Source organism: Pseudomonas sp. FYR_5 (assembly GCF_043106315.1).
Taxonomy (GTDB): Bacteria; Pseudomonadota; Gammaproteobacteria; order Pseudomonadales; family Pseudomonadaceae; genus Aquipseudomonas; species Aquipseudomonas putida_Y.
Genome location: NZ_JBICMK010000060.1, coordinates 21,659 through 36,238 on the forward strand (window position 1 = coordinate 21,659; position 14,580 = coordinate 36,238).

Sequence of the window (14,580 nt, forward strand, 5' to 3'; positions counted from 1 at the left end):
TCTGCCGCCCAGTGCAGAACAAGATGAACCCACATGAAACACATTGAACATCTTGGCCAGGCAAGCTTCGAATGATAAGCCGCCTACTTCTGTCTGGAGCCTGCCATGCCAAACCCGCCTGGTTCTTCGAGCCGTTGCACCGGAGCCATGTACCGATGAAGATGCCTGGCCGCGCCCCCAATGCCTCGCTGCAGCTCGATTACGTACGCGACACCCTGTTCGGCCCCGTGGCGCAAAGTGTGGAATGCCAATGCCAGCTGGCCGCCCTCAACCTGCAAGGCCGCCCAGGGCTGCGCTTGCACATTTGCCCCCCACTGCCCGACAAGATCGACCGCGCTCACAGTGTGGCCTTTGTCTGGGATGGGCAGAGTTACCATGGCGTGGTCCGCGACAAGGGTAAATGCGGCGACGGTGGCCTGAACCTGCTGCTGGAACTGCAATAAGCCGATCAGCGGCAGCTGCGGCCGCACTTAAGGCTGCCAGGGCTGATACCTGCGCATTGCTAGTCAGCGGCTAGAATGCATGAACCCGGCCAGCCTGGGCTGACCGGGGCACGACAGGTGCGCTCAGGCAATCGCCTTGAGCGGCGCCGGGTGGCTGTCACGCAGCGCATGCAGCTGCTCCACCAGGTTGACCAGATCACGACAACTGTTGAGATTTTGCAGGGCGACCCCGCTGAGGGTCACGCCTTGATCGAGATCCTGGCCCTGGCCCAGGCGGATGGTCAGGTTGGCGCCGTCCGGGCAGCTGACCTCACAGCGATCTGGCAAGCAGGCCTGTTCGATCATTTGCCGCATCTCTAGTATCGAAACGCCTATCAACGACATGGTACGACCCTCTCTGTGGGATGGCCTGTTGTTTGGAAGTACGCCTTTGTCGGGCGGGGCGCCAATTGATATTGCGCATGCTCGGGCAGCAGTCCATGCGCCCGGGCAATGAGCTTGCGGGGAATCCTCTAGCACCTTAGTGGAAGATTCCCTGCGTGGGCCGAGCGTTCGAATGCATTAGCAGACTTGACGACGAGTGGTCTTGGACAGCAAGGCCACCCAATCAACAGGATCAGTGCGCGGCACCTCCCCTCTCATTCTGCATCTGCCCAAACCGCCCGGCATGGAAATCATCGAACGATTCGGCAATCTCCGCCTGGCTGTTCATCACGAACGGACCGTAGCCGACGATCGGCTCATCGATTGGCTCACCGCTGAGCAGCAGCACACTGGCGCCTTCCAGCGCCTCGACCGCTACGTCTACACCCTCCCGGTCGAGCAGCACCAGGCTGGACGGACCTGCTTCGCGTTCGCTGTTGATTCGAACGTTTCCACGCAACACCACCAGCGCCGCAGTGCGACCGGCAGCAATGGGCAACTGCAAGACAGCGCCGGCGTTGAGCCGCAGATCCCACACATCCATCACGGTGAAGGTCCGAGCCGGCCCCTGGTGCCCATGATAGTCACCGGCAATTACCCGCAAGCTCCCGGCATCACCGTCCAGCGCTAGCACCGGAATGTCGCCGGCCAGCAGCGTCTGGTAGCCGGCCGCTGCACGCTTGTCCCGCGCCGGCAGGTTCACCCACAGCTGGACCATTTCCAGTGTGCCACCACTGCGTGCAAAGTCCGGGGAATGAAACTCCTCATGGAGGATGCCGTTGGCAGCCGTCATCCACTGCACGTCACCTGGGCCGATCAAGCCGCCGGCACCCGTGGAGTCGCGGTGCTCCAGCTCACCTTGGTAGACGATGGTCACGGTTTCGAAGCCGCGATGCGGATGCTGGCCTACGCCGCGTCGTGCTGGGGTCGGGGCGAAATCATGCGGCCCGGCGTAGTCCAGCAGCAGGAATGGGCTGATCCGGCTGGCCAGGTTGTCGTAGGTGAACAGGCTGCGCACCGGGAAACCATCCCCCACCCAATGGGCGTGAGGGCTGTGGTGGATACCCAGAATCTTTTTCATGAGAAGGCTCCTCTCTTGGTTGAGATAACCTTATCAATGATGCCAATCAAGCGGTAGACGGCTGAAATGGCATGCATCGTCCCACCTGCAGAACAGTCAGCCCTGCAAGAAACCGAGCACCTGCTCGGCCGCCATGGCCGGGTCTTCCTGCATGAAACAGTGCCCACCGGGCACTTGCAGTGCGGTCACATTGCGGTTTAGCAGCGCCAGGCGATTCACCGAATGAGGCACAAAGGGATAGGTGTCTTCTCCATACAAGACCCGTGTCGGCGTCCTGATTGCGGCCAGACTGGCCCACATGCGTTTAGGGAATGAACTGAAGATCTCCACTTCACGGCTGGGCCGGCACTTGAGCACCACGGCCTCGCCACAATCCCCGATGGCATGCTCGACATAGGCCTGCAGCGCCGCATGGGTCCAGCCTTTGAAGATGCCACGCCCTTGCAGCGAGGCCAACGCTGACTCGCGATCGGGCCAGTGGCTGCGACGACTGGCAGCCTTGCGGGCCAGGGCGTGGCGCTGATGCAGGCCGACCAAGGCTGCTGCCCCCATCACGCCGATCATGCGTCGGCTGAACAACACCGGGTCGAGCAGCACGGCGCGTGCAAACAGTTGCGGTTCACTGCTCAGGATCAGCCCTGTGAGCACGCCACCAAAGCTGTGCCCTGCGGCAAACCGCTGTACGTCGCCATACTCGCCACGTCCGCCCTGAAAGGCCTCCACCGCCAAGGCGGCGGTGCGGTTCCAGCCGCGAAACACCCCGCCATGGTCACTGTCGCCATGGCCTTGAACGTCGCAGAGCCACAAGTCGAAATGCTTGCCCAGGTGCATCAACAGCGGTTGGTAGGTCAGGCAACAGAAGCCATTGCCATGCAGGAAGTGCAGCAGCGGTTTGCCACTGGCCGGGGTTCGCCAGCCACGCAGGGTGAAACCTTCGGCGCATTCGTGGGACCAGGGAATCAACTGCATCGGCTTACTGTACTCTCGGGGTCAGGAAAACGCTGATTCTACAAACAGCAGCGGGTACAGTGAAATCACCAGCAACAGGGCCATCACGACATTGAACAGCATCAGCCAGCGTGAATGCTGCAACAGGTTGCGCAGGGCGCTGCCGAACATCACCCATACCCCCACGCTCGGCAAGTTGACCAAAGCGAACAAGGCCGCAATGACGATCACGTTGGTTACATAACCTTGCGCGGGCGTGTAGGTGGTAATCGCCCCCACCGCCATCACCCAGGCCTTGGGGTTGACCCACTGGAACGCCGCTGCTCCCCAGAAGCCCAGCGGTTTGCGGGCACTGGACGAGGCCGTGCCGACCGGCCCGGAAGTGGCGATCTTCCAGGCCAGGTACAGCAGGTAGGCGGCGCCAGTGTAGCGCAGGACCGTATACAGTGGTGGCCAGGCCTTGAATACCTCACCCAGCCCCAGGCCGACGGCCAGCACCATCATCATGAAACCAAAGCTGATACCCAAGGCATGAGGGACCGAGCGGCGCACGCCGAAGTTCACCCCCGAGGCCAGCAACATGGTGTTGTTGGGGCCAGGCGTGATGGAAGACACGAAGGCAAACAGCACAAAGGCGGTCAGCAGGTCGGCAGAGGCAAGCATGGCGGGCATTCCACTTTCTTTATAGGTGCTGTCACACTACCGGAGTCGCCTTCCCCAGCGACCGGTACAGTTTGATTAAATTATGCAGATACACATCACTGTATCGCCAATCCGGACCAAGGAAGCTGTCACCATGAGCCTCACCATTCGCCCTGCCGTGCGTACCGATGCCGAGCAGATCCTCACCTTCGTCACCGAACTGGCCGAGTACGAACGCGCCCGCCACGAGGTGGTCGCTACCCTTGCCGACATCGAGCACAGCCTGTTCGACGAAGGCAGCACCGTGCGCGCCCTGATGTGCGAGCGTGATGGCCGTGCAATCGGCTTTGCCGTGTACTTCTACAGCTACTCGACCTGGCTCGGGCGCAATGGCATCTATCTGGAAGACCTGTACGTGACCCCCGAACAACGCGGCGATGGCGCCGGCCGGCAGTTGTTGCAGCACATTGCCCGCGAAGCGGTGGCGAACAACTGCGGGCGCCTGGAATGGAGCGTGCTGGACTGGAACGAGCCAGCGATCGGCTTCTACCAGAAGCTAGGGGCCGAAGCACAGGATGAGTGGGTGCGCTACCGGCTGGATGGCGACAAGCTGGCGGCATTCGCCCGCGGGTGATCGCCCGGCGCCTGCACTTCTGCCTGCTGGACGAACACCGCAGGCGCGAGGCGGTGGTACCTGCTGTTCGACAGCCTCGCGCTCTGTATGACATTGACGCCAAGCCCGCCCCATGCTCTCCTTATGCCTCGCGTTCAGGTGCCCCTCAGGGGGTGAAACGGGAAACCGGTGCGTCCCAGGCCCTTCAGCAGGGCCGGACAATGCCGGTGCTGCCCCCGCAACGGTAAGCGAGTGAAGCGTCTGTACCACTGTGCCTTGTAGTACGGCATGGGAAGGTGACGCGTTCCAGGAGCCCAGCTCTTCCTCGCAAGCCCGGAGACCGGCCTGACGTTCATGAACACCCCGCGGTGGGCGGGCGCTGTTGCATTCCCTTGGGCGGCCACGCCCGGGGCTGCCGCGCTCGCCCATTGCCCACAAGAAGCAGAGGACCGCGTCATGCCCGTCACCAGCGCCAAACAACACAGCCTTGCGACCCCCGTTACCCTCAGCCAGCGTGTAACCATCGCCATCGGTGCCAGCTTGCTGGGCCTGTGCCTGGTGTACTTTGCCGGTTTCTCGCACATCGAGGCCGTGCACAACGCCGCCCACGACACCCGCCACAGCGCCGCCTTCCCCTGCCACTGAGTACGCCTGATGATCACGCGCATTGCCCGTACTGCGGGCTTCAGCGGGCTTCTTGCAGCCCTGTTGCTGACCTTGCTGCAAAGCTTCTGGGTTGCCCCGCTGATTCTTGAGGCGGAAACCTACGAGTCCTCGGCCCCGGCCGCACACCACGAACACGGTAGCGAAGTGGTCGCTCATGAACACAGCGCCGAAGCCTGGTCGCCGGAAGACGGCTGGCAACGCGTGCTGTCCACCACAGGCGGCAATCTGGTGGTCGCGGTCGGCTTCGCCCTGATCCTCGCCGCCCTGTACAGCCTTCGCGAGCCCAAACGCGCCGCCACTGGCGCATTGTGGGGGTTGGCTGGCTTCGCCGTGTTCTGCCTGGCCCCAACCCTGGGCTTGCCACCAGAACTGCCAGGTACTGCAGCCGCCGACCTGGGGCAACGCCAGACCTGGTGGGTCGGTACAGCCAGTGCCACAGCGCTGGGCCTGGCCTTGCTGGTGTTCGCTCGCCACTGGCTGCTGAAGGCACTGGGCGCCGTGCTGCTGGTCATTCCTCATGTGATCGGTGCACCGCAACCTGAGGTGCACGAAAGCCTCGCCCCCGAAGCACTGGAAACCCAGTTCAAAGTAGCCTCCTGGCTGACCAACGCCGCCTTCTGGCTGGCCTTGGGCCTGCTCAGCGCCTGGCTGTTCCGCCGTTCCAGCCAGGCTTGATGCCTGCCTTCTACGCCGGTTTTGGCTGCCGCCGGGGTTGCCCGGCGGATACCTTGCAACGCTTGCTGTGCCAGGCACTGGACAACCAGGGCCTGGCGTTGGCCGACCTGCGCGGCATCGCAAGCATCAGCCTGAAGGCCGACGAACCGGGTTTGCAACAACTGGCAGAGCACCTCGGCTTGCCCTTGGTGCTGTACCATGGCGCGCAACTGCAACCCTATGAACCACTGCTCAGCCACCGTTCCGCCGCTGCCCACCAACACAGTGGCTGCTGGGGCGTCGCCGAGAGCGCGGCACTGGCCCTGGCCAGCCAGCGGCAGGGTACGGCCAGGTTGCTGCTGACGCGCCAGGTACTGGGCCCGGCGACGCTCGCCCTGGCCTGCTGAGCGTTTCGTACCCTCTTTCTTGCCAGGACTTAGCATGACCATCTACTTTATCGGTGCCGGCCCCGGCGACCCGGAACTGATCACGGTCAAGGGCCAACGGCTGATTCGTCAGTGCCCGGTGATCATTTATGCCGGTTCACTGGTACCCGCCGCCGTGCTCGAAGGCCACCAGGCCGAAACCGTGATCAACAGCGCCGAACTGCATCTGGAGCAGATCATCGCCGCCATGCGCAGCGCGCACGAACAAGGGCAGGATGTGGCGCGGGTGCACAGCGGCGACCCCAGCCTTTACGGTGCCATCGGTGAGCAGATCCGCCACCTGCAGGCGCTGGGCATCGATTACCAGATCATCCCCGGCGTTACCGCCACGGCAGCGAGCGCCGCCCTGCTCGGCTGTGAGCTGACCTTGCCTCAAGTGGCGCAGACGGTGATCCTCACCCGCTATGGCGACAGCTCGCCCATGCCGCCTGGTGAGCAGTTGGATGACCTGGCGCGCCATGGCAGCACCCTGGCAATCCATCTGGGGGTCAAGCACCTGTCGCGCATTGTCGATGAGTTGGTGCCGCACTACGGCGCGAGCTGCCCGGTTGCGGTGGTGCATCGGGCCACCTGGCCAGACCAGGACTGGGTGCGCGGCAACCTCGGTGATATTGTCGAACGCGTAGCGGCCAAGGATTTCCGCCGCACGGCGCTGATCCTGGTAGGCCACGTACTGGGGGATACGCCGTTCGCCGAGTCGGCCTTGTACCGAGCCGGGCATGCCCACCTGTACCGTCCTGGCGACTGAGCATTGCCAGCCTTGCCTCGGGCATAGCAGACTCCGGGTTCCCGCCTGCGAACAGGAGCCATGCCCATGCTGGAGTTACGCCCCAACTGCGAGTGCTGTGATGCCGACCTGCCGGGTGACAGCCCCGACGCCCTGATCTGCTCCTTCGAATGCACGTTCTGCCGTGCCTGTGCCGAAACCCGCTTTCAAGGCCGCTGCCCGAATTGTACCGGGCAGTTGGTGGCCCGCCCGACGCGGGTCGGGCAGGCATTGACCAACAACCCTGCCTCCACACTGCGTATACACAAACCGCACGCTGCCTGCGCCTGAATAACTGCAAAGAACCGGCATCACCGCTGTTTCAGGGTGATGCCTTTCCTGTTTCTTGTAGGATTTCTCAACAATAAGTAATAGGGATTTCAACACTTCTATACTCGGCATTACCAAACCTCGGGAATGGTCGTATCGTGCAGCGCTTCCGATAACCCCACTTGCAGACGTATTCCTGAGTGTTCCAGGAAGCGGACCACATCCCTACAGGAGTTTTCCCCATGACAACCGTGCTGATCGTCGACGACCACCCTATTGTCCGGCTGTCCCTGCGCCTACTGCTCGAGCGCGAGCGCTTCCATGTCGTCGGCGAGGTCGGCAATGGCAGTGAAGTGGCTCAGGTAGCCCGTGAACTGCGCCCGGACGTGGTCATTCTCGACATCGGCCTGCCTGGCCTGGACGGTATGGAAGTCATCAAGCGATTGCAGAGCCTGGAGCCGGCACCGAAGATCATGGTGCTGACCGGCCAGGCCACCGATCTGTATGTGCGCCGCTGCCTGGATGCCGGGATAGGCGCCTTCGTCACCAAGGAAGAGGACCACGAGGCACTGCTGTTCGCTCTCAAGGCCCTGATCAAGGGTTATTCGACCTTTCCGCAAATGTCGGTCAACAGCAACTCGCTGGAGAGCGAGCCAGTGCGCCTGGCCAGTCTCTCCAACCGGGAAATGGAGGTGCTGCGGCGCCTCGCGCGCGGCGAGAACAACAAGAACATCGGCACTTGCATGAACCTCAGCGCCAAGACCATCAGCACCTACCGGGGCCGTATCATGGAAAAGCTCAAGACCGAGTCGCTGGTGGAAATGGTCGACCTGGCCAAGCGTAACAACGTCTATTGAGCGCTCGGCTGCCATGAAACAGTTGCTGGCGAGCGTCCTTCTGGCTATTGCTCTAGCCAAGTCCCCGGTGCTGCAGGCCAGCAGCGAGCCACGCCATCTGCTGGCGCGCTCAATCAGCGCCTCTGCCCCGCTGACGTTGTCCAGCGATGATCGCCACTGGCTGAAACAACGCCAACACCTGGTACTGGGCAGTGCGCGCCCCGACTACCCCCCGTTTGAAATCAATGTGAGTCAGCATGACTATGAGGGGTTAAGCGCAGACTACGCCGGCATCATCGGCGAACAGCTTGACATACCTATTGAAGTTCGCCGCTTTAACAGCCGTCACGAGGCCATCACTGCCTTGCGTGATGGCCGTATTGACCTGCTGGGTAGCTCCAACGCCTTCGAAGCGGCGGACGCCCAGCTTAGCCTCAGCACCCCTTATGCCGACGACCTGCCCGTAATCGTCACCCGTGAGGGGCACAGCTTGAAAAGTACGCCCGACCTCGCCGGCCTGCGCCTGGCGATGGTCGATCACTACCTGCCGGCCGTCAGCGTTCGTACCCAGTACCCCAAGGCGCAACTGAGCCTGTACCGCTCGACCCTGGCCGGGCTCGCTGCCGTGGTGCTGGGCGAGGCAGACGCCTATCTGGGCGATGCCATCAGCACCGACTACATGATCGGCAAAAGTTTTCAGGGCACGTTGAAAATCGACCATTTCTCCCAACTGGCCCCAGAGGCTTTTGCCTTCGCCATCGCCAGCGACAACCCGCGCTTGCATCGGCTGGTGGACAAGGCGCTGTCACGCATAAGCGAAAGTGAACGTCTGAACATTCTGCGCCGCTGGAGCAGTGGTAATACCAGCCTGCTGCTGCAGCGCCACCTCACTGCCTTGAGCGAAGAAGAAGAATCCTGGATCACCGACCACCCCACTATCAGTGTACTGGTCAATACCTCGCTGGCACCTCTGACGTTCAACGATGCTCAACACCGCCCTAGCGGTATCACCCTGGACCTGCTCAAGCAGATCTCATTGCGCACGGGGCTGCAGTTCAAACCCGTCGAGAGTGCTTCATCGCAGGTCATGATCGACCGCCTGTTACACGGCGAGGCACAGATGATCGGGGCGCTGGGCTATGGCGCCGACCGTTTGAAGCAACTGCGCTACACCCGCCCCTACCTGGTCAGCCCGCGCGTGCTTGTCACCCGCAACGAAGGCGAATCATCTGCACAGTCCAAGGCCCTGGATGGCAAGCGCATCGCCTTGGTGCGCGGCTCACCGCAGCAGGCCGTTTTGCAACAGCGATACCCGCAGGCCGAGATAGTCGAAGTTGACAACCCACTCGGTCAGATGGAGGCCGTGGCCAACGGTGTTGCAGACGTAGCCCTGAGCAGCCATATCAATGCTACCTATTACATCAGCCATGTATTCAAGGAACGTTTGCGCATCGCCGGCGTGCTCGACGACGCCCCGGCCATTGCCGCCTTTGCCGTAGCCGCCGACCAGCCCCAGTTGCAGGCCATTCTCGACAAGGCGCTGCTAAGCATTCCACCTGAAGAACTCGACCAGCTGATCAACCGCTGGCGTACCAGCACACTGGTGAGCGACAGCCCATGGCGCGACTACCGCACCCTGGCCTTGCAGGTACTGGTGCTGTCGGCCCTGCTGCTGGCCGGGGTGGTGTTCTGGAACAGCTACCTGCGCAAGCTGATCAACCAGCGAACCGAGGCACAGCACGCGCTGCAGGCACAGCTTGCGCTCAGTCGCGGGCTGCTGGAGCAGTTACGCCAGGCCAAGGACGATGCCGAACAGGCCAGCCAGACCAAAAGCACCTTCCTGGCCACCATGAGCCATGAGATCCGGACCCCGATGAATGCCGTGATCGGTCTGCTGGAACTGGGCCTGGAAGATAGCCGCAGCGGCCGCAGCGACGCCCAGACCCTACAGACCGCCCATGATTCAGCCATTGGCCTGCTTGAGCTGATTGGCGATATTCTCGACATTTCCCGCATCGAGTCCGGGCACATCAGCCTACAGCCTGTGCCTACCAACTTGGTCGAACTGGTGCGCGCCACGCTGCGGGTGTTCGAAGGCAATGCCCGGGCCAAAGGGTTGCATCTGCACGGCGAGCTGCCTGCGGAGCCGGTATGGGTGCTGGCCGATCCACTGCGACTCAAGCAAATTCTGTCCAACCTGATCAGCAACGCCATCAAGTTCACCGACCGTGGTGAAGTGCAGGCATGCCTGCTGCTGCCCAAAGTTGCCGGCCAGGGCGTTCTGGCTATCGAGCTGAATGTGCGCGACACCGGCATCGGCATCAGCCCCGCCGACCAGGCGAGGCTGTTCAGTGCCTTCGTTCAGGCCGATGGCCCAAGGGCACGTCAGGGCGCAGGCCTGGGGTTGGTCATCAGCCGCACCCTGGCCGAACTGATGGGCGGCTCCTTGACCCTTCAGAGCGTCGAGGGCGTTGGCACCCGGGTACAAGTCAACCTGCAGTTGCCCGTCTGCGCAGCACCGACACAAGCGGAAGAGCAACTCACGACACATGAAACCAGCAGCGGCCCGCTCAATATCCTGGTGGTCGACGACTACCCGGCCAACCTGTTATTGCTGGAAAGGCAACTGCAAACCCTGGGGCACCATGTGACACTGGCGGAGAATGGCGAAATCGCCCTTGCGCGCTGGCAGGACGCGCGCTTCGACCTGGTGATCACCGATTGCAGCATGCCGGTCATGGACGGACATGAGCTCACCCGGCGCATTCGCAGCCTGGAGTGCGAGGGCGGCCTGCCGGCAGGCCGTATTCTTGGGGTGACCGCCAACGCCCAGGCCGAGGAGCGTACTCGCTGCCTGGCCAGTGGTATGGACGAATGCCTGTTCAAGCCGATTGGCCTGCGCACGCTCAAGGCCCATCTGCCACAGGTACGCCCTCAGCAGCCGTCACCGGGCCCCTGCCATAGTGGGTTCGACCTGGCCGAATTGCGCCACCTGACCCAAGACGACGAACAGTTGACGCGGCATTTGCTGGAGCAATTGTCGATCAGCGTCGGTGAAGACCTGGCCGCCCTGCGCGCCTTGGCAACAGACGCCCCTGATGACGCAGTGCGTGCCTTGGCCCACCGCATCAAGGGTGGCGCCAAAATGATCAGGGTGCGCACCGTGGTCAAAGACTGTGAAGCTATCGAACACGCCCACGCGAAAGGACTGCCGACCGCCGAACAACGCGCGCAATTGCAAGTCAGCCTGCAGGCACTGCTTGACGAGATGCGCGAGGCGCTCAATGCAATTGCAGCGTCGAGCTGATCTGGCTGATGGCATCCACGACGTGCCGTGAGCCTTGCTGGATTTCCATGATCACCGTGCCCGCCTCATTGGCCAGCGCCACGCCGTGACCGGTGCGGTTGAGGCTCGATTGCATACTGGCCACTGCCAATAGCGACAGGTCGTGGTTCTGCCGCACCACATCGACAATTTCCAGGGTGGCCTTGCTGGTTCGCGCGGCAAGGTTGCGCACCTCATCGGCCACCACGGCAAAGCCGCGCCCGTGCTCGCCGGCACGCGCTGCCTCGATGGCTGCATTAAGGGCCAACAGGTTGGTCTGGTCGGCGATGCCACGGATGGTCAGCACAATCTGCCCGATCACATCCGACTGCTTGTTTACCGCATCGATGCTGCGCGCTGCGTCGTTAAGCTCCTGGGAAATCTGCTCGATTACCTGTACTGCCTGCTGCACCACTTCGGTACCCTTGCGCGCGCAGGCATCGGTCTGCACCGAACTGGCATGGGCAGCATGGGCGGCGCTTTGCTGGGTGCAGACCTGCTGGGTGATGTCGCTGGCAAACTTGACCACTTTGCACAGGCGGCCTTTGCTGTCGAAGATCGGGTTGTAGGAGGCCTCCAGGAAAACGGTCTGGCCTTGCTTGTTGACGCGTTCGAAGCGGTGTGAATGGTACTCGCCACGGTTCAGAGAAGCCCAGAACTCACGGTACTGGGCCGATTCGCGTTCATGCGCCAGGCAGAACAACCCGTGGTGGCGGCCAACCACTTCATCGAGGCGGTAGCCCATGGTGTCGAGAAAATTCTGGTTGGCCTTGATCACCCGGCCTTGCGGGGTGAACTCGATCACCGCCATGGAGCGGCTGATGGCCTTGAGCAGGCTTTCGCTCTCGTGCTCCAGCATTACCCGCTGGGTGATGTCCGATGCCACCTTGATTACGCTGGTGACTTGCCGGTGCTCGTCCAGCACAGGCATGTAGCTGGCTTCCAGCCAGACCTCGCGCCCTGCCTTGTCGATGCGCTCGAACGTACCACTGATTGCCTTGCCCTGCCCCAACTCGCGCCACAGTTGCTGGTACTCGGCGCTTTTTGCATAGTCCGGCTCACAGAACAGCCGGTGGTGCTTGCCACGCAGCTCGTCGGCGCTGTAGCCCATGGCCTGGCAGAAACGCTCGTTAGCGTCGAGGATAGTACCGTCGGGGGCGAACTCGATCATCGCCATGGCACGGCTGATAGCAGCCAGTTTGCTTTGCGCATCGGCCAACGCCTGGCGGCTGCGCTGGATTTCTGCCAAATCAGACTTGCGATGGAAATCGAACATGACACGGGGCTCCCTATGCGCGGTTTTCTGAGCATAGATCGCCGTTTGCAAGTCGTGGCATTTGTGGCGCCTGATAGATCCAGCGCCGTTCGCGCGGCGCATCGCGAACAAGCTCGCTCTTACACCTACAGCGCCTGTCTTTAGGCAGGCCGGTTTCCTTGCGATCACTTGCAAGGCGAAAAATCCGCAGCGCCCGGGGAGCTCACCTTCCGGACTCCAGCATTAAGGGCGATGGTGTCTGCGTCTTTTTAAGCGGACGCGATCACCCTTGAGGCGTCAGTGATCATCGAGTTACCCATGGCCGAGCAAATGATCACGGTGAAATGGCCAGCCTCAGATCCCGAAGGCTGCTCGGTGCAGGCGGTGTGATCAGCATGCTGTAAACGCCGGCCATTTGGCCGCTCTACATGTCGTCGTCCAGTACCTGCTCTGGGACAATCGGCGGCATGACTTCCTTGCCCAACCTCGACCAGATGACCCCGGAACAGCTTCGTGCCTAGGTAGCACAGGCGTTGCAGTTGCAGTCTCAGGTCGAGGCGATGAGCAAGAAGATTCAGGCAGTTGCCGCGTAACCTAATTCGTCACGACCCTGAAAACACCCTGTGCGCCTGTGGCTACCGACTTCAACGCATTGGTGAAGACGTCAGCAAGAAGCTGGACTACACGCCGGGCGTATTTACCGTCGAGCAACATAAGCGTGGTAAGTAGGCCCGCCGTCAGTGCGAAACCCTAATTCATTCGCCAGTGCCAGCGCAGGTCATCGACAAAGGTATCCCGACCTAGAAACTTGCGATGGGCATGATCCGTATGCCTATCTCAAAGATGTGCTGACGCGGCTGCCCACGCAGTGGGCCAGTATGATCGGGCAACCGCTGCCTCACCAGTGGAGGCTGGCCTGATTCATCTATGCCTGCCCCATTGAAATTAGTTCATGGAACTACATCCAAACGCGAGCCTCGCCACTTGGCCAGCAGCCACCCTCCTTGGTTTTTGAAGTCAGCATCGAGGAGTACTAGGGATTGAATTCGATTTAATAGAAAGTGCCTGAAGTCCCTGCGAGATTCACACCATGCAGCTAGGATTTCCATATCTTCAAAATATCCAATTCCCAGCGGCCAAACGGTACGCTCCGTCTCTACGGATTTTTCACTCACATAGACTAAGCGAATTTTCGTCTCCAGCCGTATGGCATCGCGTAAGCACTTGGCGTCAAACCCATATGCACCACGAGATTGAGAGGATGCAGCGAATAATGGCGTCTTGAACAATCTACCAGCAACAGCTGATGGTAGTACCGCTTCTGCCTTTGACAATACGTCGAGCGCTGCTTGAGCCAACGACGCGTCAGGTTGCTGTGCTACCCAACGCATGCCAAGCATCAGTGCATCAAGCTCTTGCTCATTGAACATAAGAGGTGGGAGAACGAATCCTGGACGGAGTATGTAGCCGATACCAGCCTCACCCCGAATGTCGGCGCCTTGAGCCTGCAATGTAGCAATATCGCGATACACAGTGCGCAGACTTACTGACATCTCCTCCGCAAGCCTCTGTCCAGTCACTGGATGACGGCGCGCGCGCAGAATTTGTACGAGAGAAAGAAGTCGTTGAGTACGGGTCATGCGTCAATGCTGACATTTTTTGTCAGCAGAGTCGAATAGCATCTGAGCCTCAATGTTCGAGGATATTTCATGGCAAGCCCAAACCTATTCCTGTTGTACGTAGAAGACCCTCAGAAAAGCTGTGACTTTTATGAAAAGTTGCTTGAACGGAAGCCGCAGTCGGCATTCCCCAGTTATGTTTCGTTCTTGCTTGATAATGGTACGGCCTTGGGCCTCTGGTCGACCAATGCCAAGGATTACAAAAGCGGAGGTAGCGGTCATCGTACCGAGGTTGCCTTTCTGGTTGAGACGGAAACGCAGGTAGAAGATCTTCATCAAAAATGGACGGCTGAAGGCGTCCACATTGAGCAGGCGCTTCACCACGCAGTGTTTGGTCTGACATTCGTGGCACTCGATCCGGATGGCCATCGACTACGAGTGTGCATGCCTGATTGACTTGATTCTTGGCATGGATTCGAAAAATGTTCATGCCTCGCATTCCTTCAGTCATGCCAAAGCACGCGAAACTGACTCACGTGTACACTATGCGTCAGGTTCCGCTCTGCTGAGTGTTCGCCGGACGCTTACCAAAA

Annotated in this window: 17 protein-coding genes, 2 pseudogenes and 1 riboswitch; of the genes and pseudogenes, 12 read left to right on the forward strand and 7 right to left on the reverse strand. The window is 60.9% G+C overall.

Annotated elements, in window-relative coordinates:
* Positions 1-155: 155 nt before the first annotated feature.
* Positions 156-443 (forward strand): hypothetical protein, encoded by a 288-nt coding sequence (locus ACF8RA_RS09750; RefSeq protein WP_176683473.1) that lies wholly within the window; start codon positions 156-158, stop codon positions 441-443.
* A 123-nt stretch (positions 444-566) separates the two neighbouring features.
* On the opposite strand, the gene ACF8RA_RS09755 is transcribed toward ACF8RA_RS09750, so the two are convergent.
* The 4 genes from ACF8RA_RS09755 to ACF8RA_RS09770 all read right to left on the reverse strand — a co-directional run bounded on the left by ACF8RA_RS09755 (position 567) and on the right by ACF8RA_RS09770 (position 3,567).
* The gene (locus tag ACF8RA_RS09755) at positions 567-827 is read right to left on the reverse strand and encodes a DUF1652 domain-containing protein (RefSeq protein ID WP_176683448.1); all 261 of its coding nucleotides are present in this window, start codon (positions 825-827) and stop codon (positions 567-569) included.
* 232 nt (positions 828-1,059) lie between these two features.
* Entirely contained in the window at positions 1,060-1,947 is an 888-nt protein-coding gene (locus ACF8RA_RS09760; protein WP_392519134.1) for a pirin family protein, read from the reverse strand.
* A gap of 96 nt (positions 1,948-2,043) precedes the next feature.
* Positions 2,044-2,916 carry an alpha/beta hydrolase gene (locus ACF8RA_RS09765; protein ID WP_339533490.1) on the reverse strand — a complete coding sequence of 291 codons (873 nt, stop codon included), beginning with the start codon at positions 2,914-2,916 and terminating at the stop codon, positions 2,044-2,046.
* A 21-nt stretch (positions 2,917-2,937) separates the two neighbouring features.
* On the reverse strand, positions 2,938-3,567 hold the full coding sequence (locus ACF8RA_RS09770) for a LysE family translocator (RefSeq protein ID WP_176683445.1): 630 nt from the start codon (positions 3,565-3,567) through the stop codon (positions 2,938-2,940).
* A gap of 124 nt (positions 3,568-3,691) precedes the next feature.
* On the opposite strand from ACF8RA_RS09770, the gene ACF8RA_RS09775 reads away from it, so the two are divergent.
* From ACF8RA_RS09775 to ACF8RA_RS09810, 8 genes are all read left to right on the forward strand, one after another.
* Positions 3,692-4,171, forward strand: coding sequence for a GNAT family N-acetyltransferase (locus ACF8RA_RS09775; RefSeq protein WP_392488072.1), 480 nt, complete (start codon positions 3,692-3,694; stop codon positions 4,169-4,171).
* 119 nt (positions 4,172-4,290) lie between these two features.
* Positions 4,291-4,514, forward strand: a riboswitch (cobalamin riboswitch).
* 92 nt (positions 4,515-4,606) lie between these two features.
* A complete protein-coding gene (locus ACF8RA_RS09780) occupies positions 4,607-4,795 on the forward strand; it encodes a CbtB domain-containing protein (protein ID WP_176683443.1) in 189 nt (62 codons plus the stop codon).
* Positions 4,796-4,804: 9 nt separating this feature from the next.
* The gene (locus tag ACF8RA_RS09785; protein WP_176683442.1) at positions 4,805-5,491 is read left to right on the forward strand and encodes a CbtA family protein; all 687 of its coding nucleotides are present in this window, start codon (positions 4,805-4,807) and stop codon (positions 5,489-5,491) included.
* Positions 5,491-5,877 (forward strand): cobalamin biosynthesis protein, encoded by a 387-nt coding sequence (locus tag ACF8RA_RS09790; protein ID WP_176683441.1) that lies wholly within the window; start codon positions 5,491-5,493, stop codon positions 5,875-5,877. The genes ACF8RA_RS09785 and ACF8RA_RS09790 overlap by 1 nt, the downstream gene beginning before the upstream one ends.
* A 34-nt stretch (positions 5,878-5,911) precedes the next feature.
* Complete coding sequence (cobM, locus tag ACF8RA_RS09795; RefSeq protein ID WP_176683440.1) at positions 5,912-6,664, forward strand: precorrin-4 C(11)-methyltransferase; 753 nt, start codon at positions 5,912-5,914, stop codon at positions 6,662-6,664.
* A gap of 66 nt (positions 6,665-6,730) precedes the next feature.
* Positions 6,731-6,973, forward strand: coding sequence for a DUF1272 domain-containing protein (locus ACF8RA_RS09800; protein ID WP_176683439.1), 243 nt, complete (start codon positions 6,731-6,733; stop codon positions 6,971-6,973).
* A 221-nt stretch (positions 6,974-7,194) separates the two neighbouring features.
* Positions 7,195-7,809 (forward strand): response regulator transcription factor, encoded by a 615-nt coding sequence (locus tag ACF8RA_RS09805; RefSeq protein ID WP_176683438.1) that lies wholly within the window; start codon positions 7,195-7,197, stop codon positions 7,807-7,809.
* A gap of 13 nt (positions 7,810-7,822) precedes the next feature.
* Positions 7,823-11,095, forward strand: a complete 3,273-nt coding sequence (locus ACF8RA_RS09810; RefSeq protein WP_392519135.1) for a transporter substrate-binding domain-containing protein — start codon at positions 7,823-7,825, stop codon at positions 11,093-11,095.
* Here the strand turns inward: ACF8RA_RS09810 and ACF8RA_RS09815 are convergent.
* Together ACF8RA_RS09815 and ACF8RA_RS09820 are read right to left on the reverse strand one after the other, a co-directional pair.
* Positions 11,070-11,564, reverse strand: coding sequence for a methyl-accepting chemotaxis protein (locus ACF8RA_RS09815; RefSeq protein ID WP_373604740.1), 495 nt, complete (start codon positions 11,562-11,564; stop codon positions 11,070-11,072). The two genes, ACF8RA_RS09810 and ACF8RA_RS09815, sit on opposite strands and share 26 nt — an antisense overlap.
* A gap of 42 nt (positions 11,565-11,606) precedes the next feature.
* A pseudogene (locus tag ACF8RA_RS09820) lies at positions 11,607-12,491 on the reverse strand (PAS domain-containing protein); the annotation flags it as partial.
* Positions 12,492-12,835: 344 nt separating this feature from the next.
* Here ACF8RA_RS09820 and ACF8RA_RS09825 point away from each other — a divergent pair.
* Positions 12,836-13,169, forward strand: a pseudogene (locus tag ACF8RA_RS09825) (IS66 family transposase zinc-finger binding domain-containing protein); the annotation flags it as partial.
* Positions 13,109-13,288 carry a transposase domain-containing protein gene (locus ACF8RA_RS09830; protein WP_392461153.1) on the forward strand — a complete coding sequence of 60 codons (180 nt, stop codon included), beginning with the start codon at positions 13,109-13,111 and terminating at the stop codon, positions 13,286-13,288. The pseudogene ACF8RA_RS09825 and the gene ACF8RA_RS09830, both read left to right, overlap by 61 nt.
* Before the next feature lie 30 nt (positions 13,289-13,318).
* Here the strand turns inward: ACF8RA_RS09830 and ACF8RA_RS09835 are convergent, their stop codons facing one another.
* Positions 13,319-14,008: a YafY family protein gene (locus tag ACF8RA_RS09835; protein WP_209965614.1), complete on the reverse strand. Its 690-nt coding sequence runs from the start codon at positions 14,006-14,008 to the stop codon at positions 13,319-13,321.
* A gap of 69 nt (positions 14,009-14,077) precedes the next feature.
* On the opposite strand from ACF8RA_RS09835, the gene ACF8RA_RS09840 reads away from it, so the two are divergent.
* Positions 14,078-14,443 carry a VOC family protein gene (locus ACF8RA_RS09840; RefSeq protein WP_176683419.1) on the forward strand — a complete coding sequence of 122 codons (366 nt, stop codon included), beginning with the start codon at positions 14,078-14,080 and terminating at the stop codon, positions 14,441-14,443.
* Positions 14,444-14,580: the final 137 nt, after the last annotated feature.

What these genes read in the sequence shown, in the direction of transcription:
- ACF8RA_RS09785 (WP_176683442.1), top strand. Translation starts at nt 4,805, where the DNA reads ATGATCACGCGCATTGCCCGTACTGCGGGCTTCAGCGGGCTTCTTGCA.
- ACF8RA_RS09790 (WP_176683441.1), top strand. Translation starts at nt 5,491, where the DNA reads ATGCCTGCCTTCTACGCCGGTTTTGGCTGCCGCCGGGGTTGCCCGGCG.
- ACF8RA_RS09765 (WP_339533490.1), bottom strand. Translation starts at nt 2,916, where the DNA reads ATGCAGTTGATTCCCTGGTCCCACGAATGCGCCGAAGGTTTCACCCTG.
- ACF8RA_RS09800 (WP_176683439.1), top strand. Translation starts at nt 6,731, where the DNA reads ATGCTGGAGTTACGCCCCAACTGCGAGTGCTGTGATGCCGACCTGCCG.
- ACF8RA_RS09760 (WP_392519134.1), bottom strand. Translation starts at nt 1,947, where the DNA reads ATGAAAAAGATTCTGGGTATCCACCACAGCCCTCACGCCCATTGGGTG.
- ACF8RA_RS09840 (WP_176683419.1), top strand. Translation starts at nt 14,078, where the DNA reads ATGGCAAGCCCAAACCTATTCCTGTTGTACGTAGAAGACCCTCAGAAA.
- ACF8RA_RS09780 (WP_176683443.1), top strand. Translation starts at nt 4,607, where the DNA reads ATGCCCGTCACCAGCGCCAAACAACACAGCCTTGCGACCCCCGTTACC.
- ACF8RA_RS09805 (WP_176683438.1), top strand. Translation starts at nt 7,195, where the DNA reads ATGACAACCGTGCTGATCGTCGACGACCACCCTATTGTCCGGCTGTCC.
- ACF8RA_RS09835 (WP_209965614.1), bottom strand. Translation starts at nt 14,008, where the DNA reads ATGACCCGTACTCAACGACTTCTTTCTCTCGTACAAATTCTGCGCGCG.
- ACF8RA_RS09775 (WP_392488072.1), top strand. Translation starts at nt 3,692, where the DNA reads ATGAGCCTCACCATTCGCCCTGCCGTGCGTACCGATGCCGAGCAGATC.
- ACF8RA_RS09750 (WP_176683473.1), top strand. Translation starts at nt 156, where the DNA reads ATGAAGATGCCTGGCCGCGCCCCCAATGCCTCGCTGCAGCTCGATTAC.
- ACF8RA_RS09810 (WP_392519135.1), top strand. Translation starts at nt 7,823, where the DNA reads ATGAAACAGTTGCTGGCGAGCGTCCTTCTGGCTATTGCTCTAGCCAAG.
- cobM (WP_176683440.1), top strand. Translation starts at nt 5,912, where the DNA reads ATGACCATCTACTTTATCGGTGCCGGCCCCGGCGACCCGGAACTGATC.
- ACF8RA_RS09755 (WP_176683448.1), bottom strand. Translation starts at nt 827, where the DNA reads ATGTCGTTGATAGGCGTTTCGATACTAGAGATGCGGCAAATGATCGAA.
- ACF8RA_RS09770 (WP_176683445.1), bottom strand. Translation starts at nt 3,567, where the DNA reads ATGCCCGCCATGCTTGCCTCTGCCGACCTGCTGACCGCCTTTGTGCTG.